13 protein-coding genes and 1 pseudogene are annotated in these 13,698 nt (G+C 70.6%); 11 read left to right on the top strand and 3 right to left on the bottom strand.

Annotated elements, in window-relative coordinates:
• From VFO68_RS26110 to VFO68_RS26090, 5 genes are all read left to right on the top strand, one after another.
• The coding region (locus VFO68_RS26110) for a septum formation family protein (RefSeq protein WP_325161031.1) at positions 1 to 595 on the top strand (595 nt) is incomplete at its 5' end.
• Between the two features lie 3 nt (positions 596 to 598).
• Positions 599 to 1,219, top strand: coding sequence for a TIGR03085 family metal-binding protein (locus VFO68_RS26105; RefSeq protein WP_325161030.1), 621 nt, complete (start codon positions 599 to 601; stop codon positions 1,217 to 1,219).
• A 36-nt stretch (positions 1,220 to 1,255) separates the two neighbouring features.
• The gene (dapA, locus tag VFO68_RS26100) at positions 1,256 to 2,170 is read left to right on the top strand and encodes a 4-hydroxy-tetrahydrodipicolinate synthase (protein WP_325161029.1); all 915 of its coding nucleotides are present in this window, start codon (positions 1,256 to 1,258) and stop codon (positions 2,168 to 2,170) included.
• On the top strand, positions 2,167 to 3,873 hold the full coding sequence (locus tag VFO68_RS26095) for a ribonuclease J (protein ID WP_325161028.1): 1,707 nt from the start codon (positions 2,167 to 2,169) through the stop codon (positions 3,871 to 3,873). The genes dapA and VFO68_RS26095 overlap by 4 nt, the downstream gene beginning before the upstream one ends.
• Before the next feature lie 474 nt (positions 3,874 to 4,347).
• Positions 4,348 to 5,067: a CAP domain-containing protein gene (locus VFO68_RS26090; RefSeq protein ID WP_325161027.1), complete on the top strand. Its 720-nt coding sequence runs from the start codon at positions 4,348 to 4,350 to the stop codon at positions 5,065 to 5,067.
• A gap of 111 nt (positions 5,068 to 5,178) precedes the next feature.
• Here VFO68_RS26090 and VFO68_RS26085 read toward each other — a convergent pair whose 3' ends face one another.
• A complete protein-coding gene (locus VFO68_RS26085; protein ID WP_325161026.1) occupies positions 5,179 to 5,382 on the bottom strand; it encodes a cold-shock protein in 204 nt (67 codons plus the stop codon).
• Positions 5,383 to 5,592: 210 nt separating this feature from the next.
• Between VFO68_RS26085 and VFO68_RS26080 the strand changes: the two genes are divergently transcribed.
• The 4 genes from VFO68_RS26080 to VFO68_RS26065 all read left to right on the top strand — a co-directional run bounded on the left by VFO68_RS26080 (position 5,593) and on the right by VFO68_RS26065 (position 9,450).
• The gene (locus VFO68_RS26080; RefSeq protein WP_325161025.1) at positions 5,593 to 5,907 is read left to right on the top strand and encodes a hypothetical protein; all 315 of its coding nucleotides are present in this window, start codon (positions 5,593 to 5,595) and stop codon (positions 5,905 to 5,907) included.
• A gap of 88 nt (positions 5,908 to 5,995) precedes the next feature.
• The gene (locus tag VFO68_RS26075; RefSeq protein WP_325161024.1) at positions 5,996 to 7,420 is read left to right on the top strand and encodes a DUF4331 domain-containing protein; all 1,425 of its coding nucleotides are present in this window, start codon (positions 5,996 to 5,998) and stop codon (positions 7,418 to 7,420) included.
• Positions 7,421 to 7,447: 27 nt separating this feature from the next.
• Complete coding sequence (locus tag VFO68_RS26070; RefSeq protein WP_325161023.1) at positions 7,448 to 7,798, top strand: hypothetical protein; 351 nt, start codon at positions 7,448 to 7,450, stop codon at positions 7,796 to 7,798.
• 179 nt (positions 7,799 to 7,977) lie between these two features.
• A complete protein-coding gene (locus tag VFO68_RS26065; RefSeq protein WP_325161022.1) occupies positions 7,978 to 9,450 on the top strand; it encodes a hypothetical protein in 1,473 nt (490 codons plus the stop codon).
• A 25-nt stretch (positions 9,451 to 9,475) separates the two neighbouring features.
• On the opposite strand, the gene VFO68_RS26060 is transcribed toward VFO68_RS26065, so the two are convergent.
• Positions 9,476 to 10,459 carry a helix-turn-helix domain-containing protein gene (locus VFO68_RS26060; protein ID WP_325161021.1) on the bottom strand — a complete coding sequence of 328 codons (984 nt, stop codon included), beginning with the start codon at positions 10,457 to 10,459 and terminating at the stop codon, positions 9,476 to 9,478.
• Positions 10,460 to 10,864: 405 nt separating this feature from the next.
• Here VFO68_RS26060 and VFO68_RS26055 point away from each other — a divergent pair, with 405 nt between their 5' ends.
• Both VFO68_RS26055 and VFO68_RS26050 read left to right on the top strand, forming a co-directional pair.
• A complete protein-coding gene (locus VFO68_RS26055) occupies positions 10,865 to 12,424 on the top strand; it encodes a cellulose binding domain-containing protein (RefSeq protein WP_414635573.1) in 1,560 nt (519 codons plus the stop codon).
• Positions 12,425 to 12,799: 375 nt separating this feature from the next.
• Positions 12,800 to 13,330 (top strand): DoxX family membrane protein, encoded by a 531-nt coding sequence (locus tag VFO68_RS26050; RefSeq protein WP_325161020.1) that lies wholly within the window; start codon positions 12,800 to 12,802, stop codon positions 13,328 to 13,330.
• Here the strand turns inward: VFO68_RS26050 and VFO68_RS26045 are convergent.
• Positions 13,327 to 13,698: pseudogene (locus VFO68_RS26045) on the bottom strand (MFS transporter); the annotation flags it as partial. The gene VFO68_RS26050 and the pseudogene VFO68_RS26045 overlap by 4 nt on opposite strands.

Below are 13,698 nucleotides of genomic sequence, written 5' to 3'. Positions count from 1 at the left end.
CGGCCACCCGAACCTGACCGCGCGGATGGCCGGTCCGCTGCCGGGCAAGCCCACCCGGTCCCGCCGGTGGTGGGCGATCGCCGCCGCGGTGCTGCTCGTGCTGGCCGCGTTCACCGGCGGCTGGTTCGCCCACGTCGGGTTCGCCGACGCCACCAAGGAGGTGGAGGCGGCCAACGGCGGTGTGCTGGACTACGGCGAGCAGGGGGCGGTGCCCCAGTTCAAGCTGAGCGACGGCTACTGCGCGGCGGCCGAGCTCAAACCGGGCGTGCGCATCCCGTCGCAGAGCTCGTGCGACGAGCCGCACGCCATCCAGGTGTTCGGGGTCAACACGGTCCTCGGCAAGACCAGCGACGTCGACCCGGACTACCCCAGCCGTGAGCGGCTGTCCGCCTACGGGCAGGCGTGGTGCTCGATGGTCTTCGCCAGCAAGTTCCTGCCCAGCGAGGACAAGGCCACCCAGCTGAGCTTCGTCACGCTGGTGCCGACCGAGGAGGAGTGGAAGGACGCCGAGCGCCAGAGCAAGGCGCCGGTCATCTGCGTGCTACGCGCCCGGGACAACTCACAGCTGACCAAGTCGATGATCGTGGGGAACTGACACATGGGTATCGCCAGGGACGAACGCGCCGCGCTGTGCGACCTGTTCGCCGAGATCGGCCCGGACCAGCCGACCCTGTGCACCGGCTGGCTGACCAGGGACCTGGCCGCCCACCTGGTGATCAGGGAGCGGCGGCCGGACGCGGCGCCCGGCATCCTGCTCCCGCCGCTGGCCGGCTGGACCAAGCGGGTGCAGGACGGCTATGCCGCCCGGCCGTGGCCGGAGCTGGTCGAGCTGATCCGCACCGGCCCGCCGTGGTACGTGCCCGGCTTCCTGGACGAGATGATCAACGCGACCGAGTACTTCGTGCACCACGAGGACGTGCGCCGGGGCGCGCCGGACTGGGAGCCGCGACCGCCGGACGGCCACCGCGACGCCGTGCTGTGGGCGGCGCTGTCCCGCACCGCGCGGCTGATGCTGCGGCGCAGCCCGGTAGGCGTGGTGCTGCGGCGCTCCGACGGCGGGCTGGAGATCACCGCCCGGCGCGGGCCGAACACCGTGATCATCTCCGGAACGCCGGGGGAGCTGTTGCTGTTCGCGTTCGGCCGGGACAAGGTGCGGCTGGATTTCGACGGCGAGCAGTCCTCGATCGGTGCGGTACAGGGTGTGACCAGGGGTCTGTAGACCATCCGGGTGGTCGAGACCAGGTAGCGTTCTCCCATGACCACAACCCCCTCAGCGGCGCCCGGCCGGCCGTTCGGCCAGGTGCTGGTCGCCATGGTGACCCCGTTCACCGCCTCGGGCGTGCTGGACCTGGACGGCGCCCAGGCGCTGGCCGCCCGCCTGGTCGAGCAGGGCGCCGACGGTCTGGTGCTCAGCGGCACCACCGGGGAGAGCCCGACCACCTCCGACACCGAGAAGGCCGAGCTCATCCGGGCGGTCGCCGACGCGGTGGGGGACCGGGCCACGATCGTGGCCGGTGCCGGCACGTATGACACCGCGCACAGCGTGCACCTGGCGCGGGACGCGGAGAAGGCCGGCGCGCACGGCGTGCTGGTGGTCACCCCGTACTACTCGCGGCCGCCGCAGCACGGCCTGCTGGCGCACTTCACCGCCGTGGCCGACGCCGTCGGGCTGCCGGTGATGCTCTACGACATCCCGCCGCGCACCGTCGTGCCGATCGAGGTCGACACGCTGTGCCGGCTGGCCGAACACCCCCGGATCCTCGCGGTCAAGGACGCCAAGGGCGACCTGCGGGCCGGGGTGGAGGTGATGAGCCGCACCGGGCTGGCCTACTACTGCGGGGACGACGCGGTGAACCTGCCGTGGCTGTCGGTGGGCGCTGTGGGCTTCGTCAGCGTGATCGGGCACGTGGTCGCCGACCGCCTGCGCCAGATGACCGACGCCTACGAGGCCGGCGACGTGCGGACCGCCCGGGAGATCAACACCGGCCTGTTGCCGGTGCTCCGGGCGTTCAACCGGGTCGGCGGCGTGATCTTCAGCAAGGCCGCCCTCGGCCTGAGCGGGCTGCCCGTCGGCGAGCCGCGGCTGCCGCTGCCGGCGGCCACCGCCGAGGAGCTGGAGCTGATCCGGGCGGACCTGGCGGAGGCGGGGCTCGAGGTGGGGGCGCGTTGACGCCGTCCCCGCCCGCGTTTCCCGCCGGTTCGCCCCTGGGGCCGCCGCCGGCCCTGCCCGAGGGGGCGCTGCGGGTCGTGGCACTCGGCGGCATCGGCGAGGTTGGCCGCAACATGACGGTGTTCGAGTTCGACCACCAGTTGCTGATCATCGACTGCGGGGTGCTGTTCCCCGAGGACATGCAGCCGGGCGTGGATCTCATCCTGCCGGACTTTCGGGCGATCGAGGACCGGCTGGCCGACATCGAGGCGATCGTGCTCACCCACGGCCACGAGGACCACATCGGGGCGGTGCCGTTCCTGCTGCGGCAGCGGCCGGACGTGCCGGTGGTGGGGTCCCGGTTCACCCTGGCGCTGCTCGCCGCCAAGTGCCGCGAGCACCGGCTCAACCCGACGCTGATCGAGGTCAAGGAGGGTGGCCGGTGGGGGTCCGGGGACTTCGAGTGCGAGTTCTTCGCGGTCAACCACTCGATTCCGGACGCCCTGGCGGTTGCGGTGCGGACCCCGGCCGGGCTGACCCTGCACACCGGTGACATCAAGCTGGACCAGCTCCCGCTGGACGGCCGGCTGACCGACCTGGCCGGGTTCTCCCGGCTCGGCGACGAGGGCGTGGACCTGTTCCTGGTCGACTCCACCAACGCCGAGGTGCCCGGGTTCCTGGTGTCCGAGCGGGAGATCGGCCCGGTGCTCGACGCGGTGATCGCGCGGGCCGACCAGCGGGTGATCGTGGCCTGCTTCGCCAGCCACGTGCACCGCGTGCAGCAGGTGTTCGACGTGGCGCAGCGGCACGGCAGGCGGGTGGCCCTGGTCGGCCGGTCCATGGTGCGCAACATGGGGATCGCGGCCGACCTGGGGCTGCTGCGGGTGCCCGACGGGCTGCTCGTCGACATCGACGAGGCGCTGGAGCTGCCCGAGGGGCGGGTGCTGTTCGTGTCCACCGGCTCGCAGGGAGAGCCGCTCTCGGCGCTGTCCCGGATGGCGAAGGGCGAGCACCGGCAGATCCGGATCCGGCCGGGGGACACCGTGGTGCTGGCCAGCTCGATGATCCCGGGCAACGAGACCGCGGTGATCGCCGTGGTGAACGGGCTGATCCGGTTGGGCGCCAACGTGGTGCACCAGGGCAACGCGAAGGTGCACGTCTCCGGTCACTCCACGGCGGGGGAGCTGCTGTTCCTCTACAACGCGGTGCGGCCGAGCAACGTGCTGCCGGTGCACGGCGAGTGGCGGCACCTCAAGGCCAACGCGGAGCTGGCGATCGCCACCGGGGTGCCGGCCGACCATGTGGTGATCGCCGAGGACGGCGTGGTGGTCGACCTGGTGGACGGCCGGGCCCGGATCGCCGGCCGGGTCGAGGTGGGCCACGTCTACGTGGACGGGCTGTCGGTCGGCGACGTGGGCGAGTCCACCCTGTCCGACCGGCTGATCCTGGGCGAGGGCGGGTTCATCGCGATCACGGTCGCGGTGGACTCCACCACCGGCCGGGCGGTCGCCCCGCCGACGGTCTCCGGTCGCGGCTTCTCCGACGACCCCAAGGCGCTCGACGACGTGGTGGCGCTGGTCGAGGTGGAACTGTCGCACATCGAGTCGGAGGGGATCACCGACACGCACCGGATCGCGCAGTCGGTGCGGCGGGTGGTCGGCCGCTGGGTGGCCGACACCTACCGCCGCCGCCCGATGATCGTGCCGACGGTCATTCCCGTTTAGGACGAATATTTCCCGTTCAGGGCCCAATTTTTCCCGTTCAGGGCCGGAATATTCCCATGTGGACCCCGAAGCCGCGCCGACTCCGGCTGGCGTGCGGGCCAGGTGGGTGATCGCGGCGGCGGCTTCGGGGCGTGGCTGGTCCATCGGGTCCGCGTGGTCGGCGGCCGGCAGGGCGAAGTGGTCATCCCGTCCACAGGGCCTGGAAACCGGCTCCTCGGCCTGTCCGCGCCCGGCGGACCAACACGTCTAGCGGGGCCGGGCCGCCGAGGCGATCACCACGGCGAAGCCCACCGAGATGATCTGGCGCAGCAGGGCGCGTCGGGCCTGGCGCTGTTGTCTGCGGGTCGGCTGCCGCATAGCGTCCCCTCCTCGGCTGGTGTCCGGGCTGATCCCAGCACGGTGAGCGGCCCTGGCACCTCACCTTCGGTGGGTGGTAATCGCACCCGTCACCCGATAGTGGTACGTTGCCGGATCGTGACCACCCGGCGCACCCCCTCGCGGCCCGTTCTTCCGGTCCTCGTCGCCGTTTTCCTCGGCGCGTCGACGGCCGGCACGGCGACGTTGATGGTCCAACCGGGGGAGACCTCCCAGAAGGCCCAGGCGGCGCTCGCCGCGTCGTTCGTCAAGGCCAACCGGCCGCAGGGCCGTCCCGGCCAGCCGCAGGCCGCCCGCCCGGCCCCCGCCGCGCCCGGCCCGGCCGCACCGGACGCCCGGCCTGCCGAGGTCACCAAGACCGAGACCGCGACCCCGGTGCCGACCACCACGGTGACGGTGACCCCGCCGGCCACCACGACGCCGGAGGCGACCACCGTTCCCGGCGACCCGGCGAAGCAGGCCGAGAAGGTCGTCGAACTGGTCAACGTGGCCCGGGCGGAGAACGGCTGCGCCCCGGTCACGGTGGACGCGCGGCTCACCGCGGCGGCCCTGGCGCACAGCACCGACATGGCGGCCCGTGACTACTTCCTCCACACGACCCCCGAAGGTGTGACCTTCGACCAGCGGATCCGGGAGGCCGGGTACCTGTCGCCCGGCGCCGAGAACATCGCCCGCGGCCAGCAGAACGCCGCGCAGGTCATGAAGGACTGGATGAACTCCCCGGGCCACAAGGCCAACATCCTCAACTGCGAGTTGACCGCCATCGGCGTCGCGCTGGTCTCCGACGGCTTCTACTGGACCCAGGACTTCGGCCGCTGAGCGGTCCGTACGGCCCCGTTCGGCCCCCGGACCGGCAATCCCACCCCAGACATGCGAGAAGGCCCGCACCGTGACGGTGCGGGCCTTCTCGTACTACGCCGTTGGGCGAGATCAGACGATTCGGACGGCCTGCGCCTGCGGGCCCTTCGGGCCCTGGCCGATCTCGAACTCAACGCGCTGACCCTCGTCCAGGGACCGGTAGCCCGCGCCCTGGATCTCCGAGTAGTGCACGAAGACGTCCGGACCGCCGCCGTCCTGGGCGATGAACCCGAAGCCCTTCTCGCTGTTGAACCACTTCACACTGCCGTGCGCCATATCTTCAATCTCCTCTGGCCACCGAAACCCGGTCATCACGCTGAGGACCCGGGTGGCCGCGCCACGATACTGCCATGCCGGCCCGGGCGCCCGCGCGCCGGGGCCACCAAGGTCACATCCGGCGGGCCCGAAAGTCGGCCAATCCCGCCGCGCGGCGAGTCCGAATGCGGGCTGATGGGGCGAGCGACCTCATCGAAGAAGGAGTTCACCATGGCTCACCAAGAGCAGTTCGAGGACGCTGCCGCCGCCGCGCCGGCCGGGATCTCCCGCCGCAGGCTGATCGTCACCGGCTCCACGCTGGCCGTGGCCGGCGTCGCGGTCGGCGCCGCGATCCCGCTCGTGACCGGGCAGGACAGCCACGCCGAGGCCGGCGCCGCCGGCCCCGCGCCGACCGACCCGGTGATGGTCCACATGCGCAACGCCGACAGCGGCGAGTTCGTCCTGTTCGTCGGCGAGCGGCGGGCCGAGTTCACCGACCGCGCGCTGGCCGCCCAACTGTCCCGGGCCGCCGCCGGCGCCAGCTGACCCACCCGTTCCCGCCGCGAGATCCCCCCACGCCGGGCGCCATCGCCGCCCGGGTCACCCTTTCCATTCTTTGTTGTGAGGTTGAACCATGTCTTCCCACCGCGAGGCACCCGAGATCTCCAAGGACCCGGTCGCCGACTCCACCGACGTCTACGCCTTCGTGAGCCCCGACCGCCCCGACACCGTCACCCTGATCGCCAACTACCTGCCGGCGCAGGCCCCGGCCGGCGGCCCGAACTTCTACGAGTTCGGCGACGACGTGCTCTACGAGATCCACATCGACAACAACGGTGACGGCCGGGCGGACATCACCTACCAGTTCAAGTTCACCGTCGAGGTCCGCAACGAGAACACGTTCCTGTACAACACCGGCCCGATCCTGTCGATCGACTCGCCGAACTGGAACCGGCGGCAGTTCTACTCGGTGACCCGGATCGACCGCAACGGCCGCGACTCCAAGCCGATCCGCCGGCTGCCCTGCCCGCCGTGCAACATCGGCCCGCTGTCCACCCCGGACTACGCCAAGCTGGCCAACCAGGCCGTGCGGGACATCGGCGGCGGCCGCAAGGTGTTCGCCGGGCAGCGCTCCGACGGGTTCTACGTGGACCTCGGCGCGGTGTTCGACCTGCTCGACCCGCGGCCGTTCGCCGACCTGCACAACCACTTCGGGCTGGGCAAGTTCCCCAAGTCCGGCCCCGGGGTGAACACGTTGAAGGACTTCAACGTGCACACCATCGCGTTACAGGTGCCGATCAGCGACCTGACCCGGGACGGCTACAAGGGCAAGGACGTCAACGACCCGCGCGCGGTCATCGGCGTGTGGACCACGGCCGGCCGCCAGCGGGTGCGGATGCTGGACACCGACAAGAACAACACCTGGAGCACCGGCCCGTTCCGGCAGGTCTCCCGGCTGGCCATGCCGCTGGTCAACGAGGTCGTCATTCCCATGGGGCGCAAGGACTACTGGAACACCCAGCCGCCGGCCGGGGACGCCGAGTTCGCCAAGTACGTGGCCAAGCCCGAGGTGGCCACCCTGCTGCCGGGCCTGTTCCCCGGCGTGTTCCCCAACCTGGACAAGCTGAACAAGTCCGGCAAGTCCCGGGACGACCTGCTGGCCATCCTGATGACCGGCATCCCGGCCGGCCTGATCCCCGGTTTCCAGAACTTCACCGGAAAGACGCAGGCGGACCTGATGCGGCTCAACACGGCCATTCCGCCCAACCCGAAGCCCAGCGTCTTCGGCCTGCTCGGCGGCGACCTCGCCGGCTTCCCGAACGGCCGCCGGGTGTTCGACGACACCGTGGCGATCGAGTTGCGGGCGATCGCCGGCGCGACCTACGCGCTGGTGGACAAGACGTTCACGCCCGACGCCGCGGCCTCCCAGGTGGACGACGGGGTCGGTCCGGACTCGCTGAACCTGCCGTTCCTCACCAAGTTCCCCTACCTGGGGGTGCCGAACAGCGGGTTCGACGTGCCGTCGCCGGCTCCGGCTCCGGCTCCGGCGAAGAAGTGACGTTCTGACAAGGAAAGGGCGGGAGTCATGGGACACGGACACGCACACGGCCAGCATCACCACCACCACGGTTCCGGTCACGTCACCCGGGGTTCGGGCAGCCTGGTGCTCGACATCGGCGGTGACCTCGGGGCTCTGGTCATCCACACCAGACCGGAGCAGGACGACCTCGAGATCGAGATCAGCCCGGGCCGGGACAGTGCGGCGCCGCGTAGTCACAACCAGGTACACGCCCGGCAGAACCGGCACGGCACCAGCTACTCAGCGGTGTTCCCCGCCGTGCCCGCCGGCGACTACACGATCTGGCGCCACGGTGAGACCCCGGAGGCCAGCGTGACCGTTCGCGGCGGTGAGGTCACCGAGTACCACTGGTGCTGACCGCCCGGTGCGGCGGTGGGTGCGGCGCGCACCCACCGCCGCTTCGCGCCGTCCCCGGTGTATATCCTTCGCCGGTCATTTTCTCTGGGGCGCGAGCGAGAACGGGGCTGGCACGAGGCCTCCGACCACGAAGGGTTCGTGCATTGCCAACTCTGTTACGACGACGCGCCGTAGTGGCGTTGTCCGCTTCCGTAGCGGTCCTCGCGGCGGTCCCGGTGCTTGCCACGCCGGCCGCCGCCGAGATCGGGTACGCGGTTCCTTCCTCCTGGTCCTACATCGATCTGAGCAGCCCCCTGCGCAGCTTCGACCAGGGTGACGCGCCGGTCGGCTCCTGGCGCGACGAGGCGGGCCGCTTCCACTTCGCCGCGAAGTCCTACTTCACCTTCGACCTGACCCCGTACCAGGGCGGTCGGGTGCAGCGCGTCACGGTGTCCACCAGGGAGACGTCGGTGAACGACTGCACCAAGCCGCGGACCACGCAGCTGTGGGTGACCGACCAGCCGGACCACCTGAGCTGGCTGCATCAGCCGGCGCTGCGGAGCATGCTGCCCGGCCCTGGCGCCGCTCCAGGTTGCGTGTCCTCGTACCTCGAGTGGGATGCGGCGGCCGCGGTCAACGCCGCCGTGCAGGCGGGTAAGCGCAGCATCACGTTCGCGCTGCGCCTGCCGATCGAGCACCAGTTGGACCCCGCCTACGGCCGGCACCACCGCAACAGCTTGACGATGTACATCGACCACAACGAGCCGCCGTACGTTCCCACCAACCTGAGCAACGGCGGCAAGCCGTGCGCGGAGGGTTCGTTCTTCGGCAACACCGACCTGAGCCTGTCCGCCTTCGTGGACGACCCGAACCACGACCACATGGACGCGACCTTCGCCATCTGGCCGGTGGACCGTCCCGACCAGCGGCGTGAGCTCACCGCTGCCGGCACGTTCGGTTCGTTTTCGACGGTCGTGCTGCGGCAGGGGACTTTGGCCGACGGGGTGACCTACCAGTGGGCAGTGCGGGCCACGGACCGTACCGAGGTTCCGGCTGCTTCGGCGTGGAGCGAGCCCTGCCGGTTCACCGTGGACATGACCCCGCCGGGCCTGCCGACGGTCAGCTCCACGGACTACCCGGAGAACCCCCCCGAGCCCATCGGCGGCCCGGGCGTGCCCGGCCGGTTCACCTTCGACGCCAACGGTTCCGCGGACGTCGTCGGCTTCCGCTATGGCGCGTTCGGGGAGAAGTACGTGGCGGCCGACCGGCTCGGCGGGTCCGCCACGGTGGACTTCGCTCCGGACTGGTCGGGTCCGTTCGCCCTGCAGGTGCGCAGCGTCGACCGGGCCGGCAACGCGTCCGAGACCCGCAGCTACGGCTTCTTCGTGCGGGACAACACCCCCACGGTCACCTCGCCGACCGGCGAGGGGGGAACGCTGGGTGAGTTGAAGAGGTTCGACTTCAGCCCGGGTCCGTCCGGCGCGGTCGCCTACGACTACCGGCTCAACTTCGGGCCGGTGGAGACCATCCAGGCCAACCCGGACGGCACCGCGTCGATCAGCGTCGAGGTCGCCCCGGAGTTCAACGACATCATGGTGTGGAGCGTCTCGGCGACCGGCGTGCGGTCCAGCCCGAACTGGTTCTTCTTCTACATCGAGGTGCCCGGCAGCTGACGGAGGCCACCGGTTGGAAAGCGAGTCACATCGCTTTCCAACCGTCCCGGCCGGCGGCGCGGAGGCCGGCCTGGAAGCGGGTCCGGGCGCCCAGGCCGTCCATCATGTGCCGGACCCGGCGTTCCACGGTGCGCAGCGCCACGCCGAGCCGGCGGGCGATGGCCTGGTCGGTCAACCCGGCCGCGAGCAGGGCGAGAAGCTGCTGGTCCTTGGTGCTCAGCGGCTCGCCGGCCCGCGCGGGCGGCCAGTCGTGCCACAGCGGGGTGGCCTGCTCCCAGAGCGTGTCGAACAGCGTGACCAGCCCGTCGAGCAGGGTCGACTCGCGCAGCAGCACGGCGGTCTCGGTGACCGGCGGCCCGCCGGGCACCTCGTGCGGGACCAGGCCCAGCCGGCGGTCGGCGATGACCAGCTTCATCGGCACCCCGCCGAGCACCCGGGCCTGCTCCCCGGCCACCGCGAGCTGGCGCAGCTTCTCCATCCGCTCGGCCGGACCGAGCGCGTCGTCGGCGTAGATCGTCCGGTACCGCACGCCCCGCTCCTGCAGCCGCCGTTGCAGCTCGTGCTGGGCGCCGTCCGGGTCCACCACGTAGGGCGGCTTGTCCAGGAACAGCAGCTCCCGCCGGGCGATCTGCTGGAGCTGGTGGAACCGGTCGGCGACCGCGGCCCGGCCGCTGACGATCTCGACCGGCGGGGCGCCTGGCCGGGCCGGTTGCCGAACCCGCGCGCAGAACGCGGCGGCGGCGATCCGGGCGGTCTCGACCTCCTGGGCGGCCCGCAGGCCCAGCACCTCGATGGCGAGGTCCGGCGGCGCCGGCGCGACCCGGGCCGGCCGCTGCCGGGTGAGGCTGACCAGCCCCTTGCCGGACAACGACCGCAGCACCGACCGCAGCCGGGCCCGGCCGAACCCGGTGAGGTCGGCGAGCTCGGCCAGCGTGCGGTCGGGATGGCCGAGCACGACCTCGTAGAGTCGTTGCTCGGCTGAGGTCACCCCGAGTCCGTGCAGTTCCATCGCCGTCTCCTCGGCGAGCCGGTGGCGGGGGCGCGGACACTTCTCGTTTCGTTTCTCATCGTGCCATGTCCGGTCAAGGTCTAGACCACCTGGTTTGCCCTGTCCGGCCGGGGATTGTAATGGCGCTCGCGCGGGTTCGCTTGATAACGAATACGAGCCGGTCGGGGACTCCGGTAAATGGCGCGCGGCGAGCGCCGGATATGGCCGGGCGGAAAGCACGGTTCCACTAGGGGATCCGTTCGCGTGCACAGCGCCCGGACAGGTTGCGATATGCCTCCGCATCGATCAAGCCGACGGCCCGGAAGCCTGTGCGCAATGGTCTAGACATTGACACCTCATGTGGTCTAGACCACACTGGGCCACGACCCCGCAACCCCTGCTGCCCTGCTTGCGAGGAGGCGCGTTATGCGCATGCGACGAATGTTCCCGACCGCCGTGATCGCCGCGCTGGCGGCCGTGGTGGTCGTCCCGATTCCGGCCGCCGCGGCGCCGGCGACCGCGACCTTCACCAAGGTCTCCGACTGGGGGACCGGTTTCGAGGGCAAGTTCACGCTGGTCAACGGCACCACCAGCCCGATAAACGGCTGGTCGGTCTCGTTCGACCTGCCGGCCGGGTACTCGATCTCCTCCTCGTGGGACGCGGTGCGCAGCAACAGCGGGCAGCGCTACACCTTCACCAACCCGACCTGGGCGCCGACGCTGCCGGCCGGCGCCAGCACCACGTTCGGTTTCAACGGCAGTCCCGGCAACTTCTCCGGCGTGCTGAACTGCAGGTTCAACGACGCGGACTGTGCGGGCGGGCCGAGCACCCCGGGTGCGCCCGGCGCGCCGGGAACGCCCGGCGTCACCGCCACCACCAACACCTCGATCGCGCTGTCCTGGGGCGCGGCCAGCGGCACCGTCACCGGCTACCGGGTCTACGAGGGCAGCACGGTGCGGGCCACCGCGACCGGCACCTCCGCCACGGTCTCGGGCCTGGGCGCCTGCCAGTCGCACACCTACACGGTGGCGGCGTTCAACAATGTGGGGGAGTCGGCCCGCAGCGCGCCGGTGACCGGCACCACCACCGGTTGCACCACGCCGCCGCCGGCCGGCCGGCGGGCCGCGCCCTACCTGTACCTGGGCTGGGGCAACCCGCCCGCGCCCGGCACGGTGATGAGCGCGACCGGCGTGCGCTGGTTCACGATGGCGTTCATGCTCTCCGGCGGCGGTTGCACGCCGGCCTGGGACAGCAACCGGCCGCTGCAGGGCGGAGTCGACGCGCAGACGATCTCGGCCATCCGGGCCGCGGGCGGCGACGTGATCCCGTCCTTCGGCGGCTGGAGCGGCAACAAGCTCGGGCCGAACTGCGCCACCCCGGCCGCGCTGGCCGGCGCCTACCAGCAGGTGATCAGCGCGTACAACCTGCGGGCGATCGACATCGACATCGAGAACACCGACGAGTTCGAGAACGAGGCCGTGCAGGATCGCATTCTCACCGCGCTGAAGACGGTCAAGCAGAACAATCCCGGTCTGCAGACCATCATCACCTTCGGCACGACGACGTCCGGCCCGAACTTCTGGGGCAACCGGTTGATCAGCCGGGCCGCCGCGTTGCAGGCCAACATCGACATATTCACGATCATGCCGTTCGACTTCGGCGGCGGTGCGAACATGTTCCAGAGCACCGTCAACGCCGCTGAGGGCCTCAAGAACAGCCTCAAGAGCGCGTTCGGCTGGACCGACGCGGTGGCCTACGGCCACATGGGTCTTTCCGGCATGAACGGCCTGTCCGACCAGCAGGAACTCACCAGCGTGGCCACCTGGACCCAGATCCGGGACTGGGCCAGGGATCGCGGCCTGGCCCGGCTGGCGTTCTGGTCGGTCAACCGGGACCGGCCGTGCCCGGGTGGCGGGGTGGTCTCCGACTGCAGCGGCATCGCCCAGGGCACCTGGGACTTCACCAGAGTCACGGCAGGTTTCTGACCGGGTGGCGGGTGGGGTGGCCGAGTTCGTCTCGGCCACCCCACCCGTTTTCGTATGCGATATTTGAACGATTTTGTTTTTTGAACGATTCCATTTTCTGCGCCCAGACAATGGAATAGTTCCAGAGTTAACACGGAATTATCGGAGCTGAGGTACCGCTAATATGGGAGAACTGGCGAAACTGCCGATACTTTCGGTCCGCTATTAGTCAAAACTCCCTAGGGGACTAGGAAATTCGTTATGCGGCGGGGCACACTGGACCAACGCCACCTGTGTTTCCCCCCGTGGAAACAGGGTACTCGTCCAATCGGGAGATTTGTTGTGCGACAGCCATTTAATCCAGCCACGAGTAGACTGGCCCCGCGCCTGCGGTCCGTGGAGGCGAGCGCCATCGAACGACTGCGCCGGATCAGCCTGCCGCTGCTCCGTCTCGCGATCGGCATCGTCTTCATCTGGTTCGGCGCCCTCAAGATCGCCAATGTGACGCCCGTCGGCGACTTCGTCGCCAACACGCTGCCGTGGTTCGACCGAGCCTGGGTGGTGCCCGCGCTCGGCATCTTCGAGGTGCTGCTCGGCCTGGCCCTGATCTCCGGCAAGGCGCTGTCCCTGGTGTGCGCCGCGCTCGTGGCGCACCTGTGCGGCACCTTCCTCGCGCTGGTCATGCAGCCGAACGTGACCTTCCAGGACGGCAACCCGCTGCTGCTGACCACCGAGGGCGAGTTCGTCGTGAAGAACCTGGTCCTCATCTCCGCGGCGCTGGTGATCGCGGCCAAGTTCCACATGCAGGAGGTGGCGGACGCCGAGGCCGAGGCCGCGGCGCCGCTGATCCTCACCGCGGAGACCGCCGAACCCGAGACACCGCTGATCCTCACCACCGACCTGGCCACCGAGGCCGAGGCGAACTAACCGACCGGCACATCCTTCGCCCTGTCGCGGTGCAACCGCGGCAGGGCGATCACTGTCAGCAGCAACAGTCCGGTGACCAGCGGCGCCGCTCCCACCGCCCAGGCCACGAACACCAGCACCGCCACGACCTCGATGCCCAGCCCCGCCACGGACGTCACCGTGGCCCGCGCCGGGCCCTCGATCGTTCGCTGCAGTGCCGCGTCCACCACCACCACGACCATCCGGTACAGGCCGTAGAACACCGCGATGCCGGCCACGCCGACCGGCAGCCGCAGCAGCACCGCCAGCCCGAACAGCGCCACCCCGACGCCGAGCAGCCCGGCAAGGGCGAGTGGCCGCAGCCGCGCGGCCCGGCCGCCGAGCACCGC

The sequence above is a fragment of the Actinophytocola sp. genome (genome assembly GCF_035712165.1).
Lineage (GTDB): Bacteria > Actinomycetota > Actinomycetes > Mycobacteriales > Pseudonocardiaceae > DASYTH01.
The sequence above is the reverse complement of the archived record's forward strand: the minus strand, read 5'-3'. Positions and strand labels throughout refer to the sequence as shown.

Coding starts and splice junctions, on each gene's coding strand:
- VFO68_RS26105 (WP_325161030.1), top strand. CDS start 599: ATGGGTATCGCCAGGGACGAACGCGCCGCGCTGTGCGACCTGTTCGCC.
- dapA (WP_325161029.1), top strand. CDS start 1,256: ATGACCACAACCCCCTCAGCGGCGCCCGGCCGGCCGTTCGGCCAGGTG.
- VFO68_RS26085 (WP_325161026.1), bottom strand. CDS start 5,382: ATGGCGCACGGCAGTGTGAAGTGGTTCAACAGCGAGAAGGGCTTCGGG.
- VFO68_RS26080 (WP_325161025.1), top strand. CDS start 5,593: ATGGCTCACCAAGAGCAGTTCGAGGACGCTGCCGCCGCCGCGCCGGCC.
- VFO68_RS26075 (WP_325161024.1), top strand. CDS start 5,996: ATGTCTTCCCACCGCGAGGCACCCGAGATCTCCAAGGACCCGGTCGCC.
- VFO68_RS26070 (WP_325161023.1), top strand. CDS start 7,448: ATGGGACACGGACACGCACACGGCCAGCATCACCACCACCACGGTTCC.
- VFO68_RS26060 (WP_325161021.1), bottom strand. CDS start 10,459: ATGGAACTGCACGGACTCGGGGTGACCTCAGCCGAGCAACGACTCTAC.
- VFO68_RS26055 (WP_414635573.1), top strand. CDS start 10,865: ATGCGCATGCGACGAATGTTCCCGACCGCCGTGATCGCCGCGCTGGCG.